Source organism: Alcanivorax sp., assembly GCF_051117345.1.
In the GTDB taxonomy this organism is placed as follows: domain Bacteria; phylum Pseudomonadota; class Gammaproteobacteria; order Pseudomonadales; family Alcanivoracaceae; genus Alcanivorax.
The window spans coordinates 1-4,267 of sequence record NZ_JBNPEC010000090.1 but is presented as its reverse complement, the minus strand read 5'-3'; the positions used below and the strand labels follow the sequence as shown (position 1 = coordinate 4,267).

Annotated in this window: 3 protein-coding genes and 1 pseudogene; 3 read left to right on the top strand and 1 reads right to left on the bottom strand. The window is 59.5% G+C overall.

Going from position 1 to position 4,267, the window contains the following annotated elements; all coding sequences use genetic code 11:
* Positions 1 to 225 (bottom strand): annotated as a pseudogene (locus tag ACFE0K_RS05925) (TRAP transporter small permease subunit); the annotation flags it as partial.
* Positions 226 to 635: 410 nt separating this feature from the next.
* On the opposite strand from ACFE0K_RS05925, the gene ACFE0K_RS05920 reads away from it, so the two are divergent.
* From ACFE0K_RS05920 to ACFE0K_RS05910, 3 genes are all read left to right on the top strand, one after another.
* Positions 636 to 1,682: a substrate-binding domain-containing protein gene (locus ACFE0K_RS05920; RefSeq protein WP_434535184.1), complete on the top strand. Its 1,047-nt coding sequence runs from the start codon at positions 636 to 638 to the stop codon at positions 1,680 to 1,682.
* Positions 1,683 to 1,818: 136 nt separating this feature from the next.
* Positions 1,819 to 3,207: a phosphate ABC transporter permease subunit PstC gene (pstC, locus tag ACFE0K_RS05915; protein ID WP_434535183.1), complete on the top strand. Its 1,389-nt coding sequence runs from the start codon at positions 1,819 to 1,821 to the stop codon at positions 3,205 to 3,207.
* 9 nt (positions 3,208 to 3,216) lie between these two features.
* The coding region (locus ACFE0K_RS05910; RefSeq protein ID WP_434535182.1) for a PstA family ABC transporter permease at positions 3,217 to 4,267 on the top strand (1,051 nt) is incomplete at its 3' end.

The following is a 4,267-nucleotide window of genomic DNA, read 5'->3' as shown; positions in this document are numbered from 1 at the left end:
GTCTTCGGCCGGGTGGCAGGCAATCCCCAGCATAAAGAGGTTGGCGTGCAGATAGTTGAGGGATTCCTCCAGGGCGATATTGCCGATGCCGAAGCCGTAACGCAGCACCACCACCAGCACCATGCCCAGTACCAGCAACAGGGCCAGCCAGGCGCTGCCGCGGCCCACCAGGGTGGTAAAGCCGGTCAGGCGTTGCTGCCAGCGCTGTAAAAGCAGTGTTGTCATTATTGTCGGGAGGTTGCCCAAAAAAGGGCATTATACGGAAAACGTCGCAGTCAGCACGATGTGCGCGCTACGAGTTACGAGGAGCGAGTTTCGAAAAGCCAACCGACAAAGCCGTAAACGCCTGGGTTTCGCTTCTCGCTTCTTGTAACCCGCTACTTTCAGCTATCACGCCGCCAGCGACGGTGGGGTATCCCACCGTCATGCCCGATTCCCGGGGTAATCGTTTTTTGCATGCAGCCTGTAGCGGGAATGCTATCTTGCTGTAATGTTGTTGTCACAAACCCTCTCTAGCATGCGCAGTGCTGAAACATGAACTGGTTTGCAAAGATTGCAAGAACAAAACCGGGGTGGGGTCTTTACCTGAAAGCGCCGGTGCCATGTAACTAGGAGGCTTAACTGTGAATTTCAAGATGAAAGCAACTCTGGCAGGTGCCGCTGCTGCACTGGCCATGGCCAGCGTACCGGGTACTGCCATGGCGCGTGACACTATCTCCATCGTGGGTTCTTCCACGGTGTATCCGTTCGCCACCGTAGTGGCCGAGCGTTTCGGTCGCACTGGCAACGCCACTCCGAAAATCGAGTCCACCGGTTCCGGCGGCGGCATGAAGCTGTTCTGTCAGGGCGTTGGCACCCAGCATCCGGACATCACCAATGCGTCCCGTCGCATGAAGAAATCCGAGTTCGAGCTGTGCCAGAGCAACGGTGTGAAGGACATCACCGAAGTGAAGGTCGGCTATGACGGCATCGTGATCGCCAACTCCGTGAAGGGCGAGCACATCGACCTGTCCCTGCGCGACATCTTCCTGGCCCTGGCCAAGGATGTACCGAACCCGGATGGCAGCGAAGAGCTGGTAGCCAACCCCTACAAGACCTGGAAAGACGTGAACCCGGCTCTGCCCAACACCGAGATCGAAGTACTGGGCCCGCCGCCGACCTCCGGTACCCGTGATGCCTTCAACGAACTGGCCATCGAAGGCGGTTGCAAGACCTTCCCCTGGCTGAAGGCCATCAAGAGCGAAGACAAGTCCAAGTACAAGGCGATCTGCCGTAGCGTTCGTGAAGACGGCGCTTATGTAGAAGCCGGTGAGAACGACAACCTGATCGTGCAGAAGCTGGAAAAGAACCCGGCTGCCTACGGTGTGTTCGGTTACTCCTTCCTGGACCAGAACCGCGGTGTGGTACAGGCTGCCAACGTGAACGGTGTTGAGCCGACTTTCGACGCTATCGGTTCCGGTGACTACCCAGTATCCCGCTCCCTGTTCTTCTACGTGAAGAAAGCCCACGTGGGTGTGGTACCGGGCATCGAAGGTTACGTGAAAGAATTCACCAGCGAGAAAGCCTGGGGTGACAATGGTTACCTGGGCGAGAAAGGCCTGATCCCGCTGGGTGATGACCTGCGCAAGAGCATGGCCAAACAGGCTCGCAGCCTGAAGTCCATGACTGGCGAAGAGTTGTAAGGGAAATAACAAAAAGCATGGATGCTTTCGGCCCGGTGGCGTTTGCCACCGGGCTTTTTCGCCCCTGAAACGGCGAGTTTGTTCCACCAAGACCACCGCGGTGATCTTGTTTGAGCAAATCCGATCGGAGTACTACATGCAAACCGGAAACCTGCTGTTGCTGCTGGTGGTGATGGTGGCTGGCGCCTACTTTGTGGGGCTTCGCCGCTCCTACGCGCTGGCCCGTCCCCTGGGGGGGATTCGCCATCTGCACTCGCTGCCGTTTTACTTTGCCATGCGTTCGGCCATGTGGTGTGCCATTCCCGCACTGGTCGTGCTGGGCCTGTGGCTGGCGTTTGACGACAGCATTATCCGCCAGCAGGTGTTGGCCAGCTTGCCGGCTGGGCTGCAGCCGACGGATGCTTCCAGTTATAACCTGACGCTCAGCAAGATCCAGAATGTGGCCAGCGGCGCGTTGCCGAGCAACTTTGTGGAGCCGCCCATTGCTGCCGCTGCAGAACATTTGCAGTCCCTGCGTCAGACCAGCGCCATGGCGCTGACCGTGGTGATTATCGTGCTGTGCATGTTCGGCGGTGCCTGGGCCTGGCTGAAGGTGTCGCCGCAATTGCGCGCCCGCCAGCAGGTGGAGCGGGTACTGCAGACCCTCTTCATGCTGTGTGCCACGGTGGCGATTCTGACCACGGTGGGCATCGTGTTGTCGGTATTGTTCGAATCCATTCGTTTCTTCGGCAAGGTGCCGGTCACCGATTTCCTGTTCGGGTTGCAGTGGAGTCCCCAGACTGCTTTGCGGGCTGATCAGGTGGCGTCCGGTGGTGCCTTCGGGGCGGTGCCATTGTTTATGGGCACCATGTTGATTTCTGCCATCGCCTTGCTGGTGGCGGTGCCGGTGGGGCTGATGTCGGCCATTTACCTGGCGGAATATGCCAGCAACCGGGTCCGTACCGTGGCCAAGCCAGCGCTGGAAGTGCTGGCTGGTGTCCCCACCGTGGTGTACGGCTTCTTTGCCGCCCTGACGGTGGCGCCGTTTATTCGTGGCCTGGGTGAATCCGTTGGTCTGGATGTGGCTTCGGAATCCGCCCTGGCCGCTGGCCTGGTGATGGGCATCATGATCATCCCCTTCGTGTCTTCTCTGGCGGATGACGTGATCACCGCCGTGCCCCAGGCTATGCGTGATGGTTCTCTGGGGCTGGGTGCTACCAAGAGCGAAACCATCAAGAAGGTGATTTTCCCGGCGGCCTTGCCGGGCATCATGGGCGGTATCCTGCTGGCCGCCTCCCGCGCCATCGGTGAAACCATGATCGTGGTAATGGCCGCCGGTCTGGCCGCCAACCTCACTGCCAATCCGCTGGAAGCGGTGACCACCATCACCGTACAGATTGTCACCCTGCTGACCGGCGACCAGGAATTCGACAGCGCCAAGACCCTGGCGGCCTTCGCCCTAGGCCTGATGTTGTTCATCACGACCCTGGTCATGAATATCTTCGCGCTGCATATCGTGAAGAAATACCGCGAGCAGTACGACTAGAGAGAGACCATGAGCGAAACCACGGAAAAAGTCCGCAAGACGCTGGCCCGGCGCTACCGGGCAGAGAAGCGCTTCAAGGCGTTTGGTATCGGCTCCATCGGCATTGGCCTGATGGCCCTGGTGCTGCTGTTCACCGACATTATCGGCAAGGGTCACAGTGCTTTCTTCGAGCATGAAATCCAGTTGTCGATCACCTTCGACGCCGAGGTGCTGGATGTCAGCGACCCTCGCGACGAGGATGAACTGAACTATGGTAATTATCAGGGCGTGATCCGCGAGGCCCTGGCAGAACGCTTCCCTACCGTGGAAGGTCGTCAGGATACCCGGGCGCTGAATCAGTTGGTGAGCACCGGTGCCGGCTATGCCCTGCGCGATATGCTGCGCGAGGACCCGGCCCTGCTGGGACAAACCCGCACCCTGTGGTTGCTGGCCGATGACGATGTGGACCTGTTTCTCAAGGCCAATGAAAAGCAGCGCGAAGATAGCCGTCTGAACGCCAAGCAGCAGCAGTGGGTGGCCGAACTGGAAGCCTCCGGCGAGACCCGCATGGTGTTCAACCAGTCCCTGTTCAGCTACGGCGATTCCCGGGAGCCGGAACAGGCGGGCATTCTTGGCGCCATTCTCGGTTCCCTGTTCACCATGATCGTGACCCTGGTGCTGAGCTTCCCGGTGGGTGTGGCTGCGGCAATTTACCTGGAAGAATTCGCCCCCAAGAACAAGTTCACCGACTTCATTGAAGTGAACATCAACAACCTGGCAGCGGTACCGTCGATCATCTTCGGTCTGTTGGGTCTGGCGGTGATCATCGGTCTGTTCGGCCTGCCCCGCTCGGTGCCGCTGGTAGGCGGTATCGTGCTGACCCTGATGACCATGCCGACCATCATCATTTACAGCCGTGCCGCCCTCAAGGCGGTACCGCCCAGCATTCGCCAGGCGACCCTGGGGCTGGGGGCAACGAAGATGCAGGTGGTGTTGCCCCCGGTGCTGCCGCTGGCTCTGCCGGGCATGCTCACCGGCGCCATTAACGGCATGGCCCACCCCCTGGGTGAAACCCCCACGC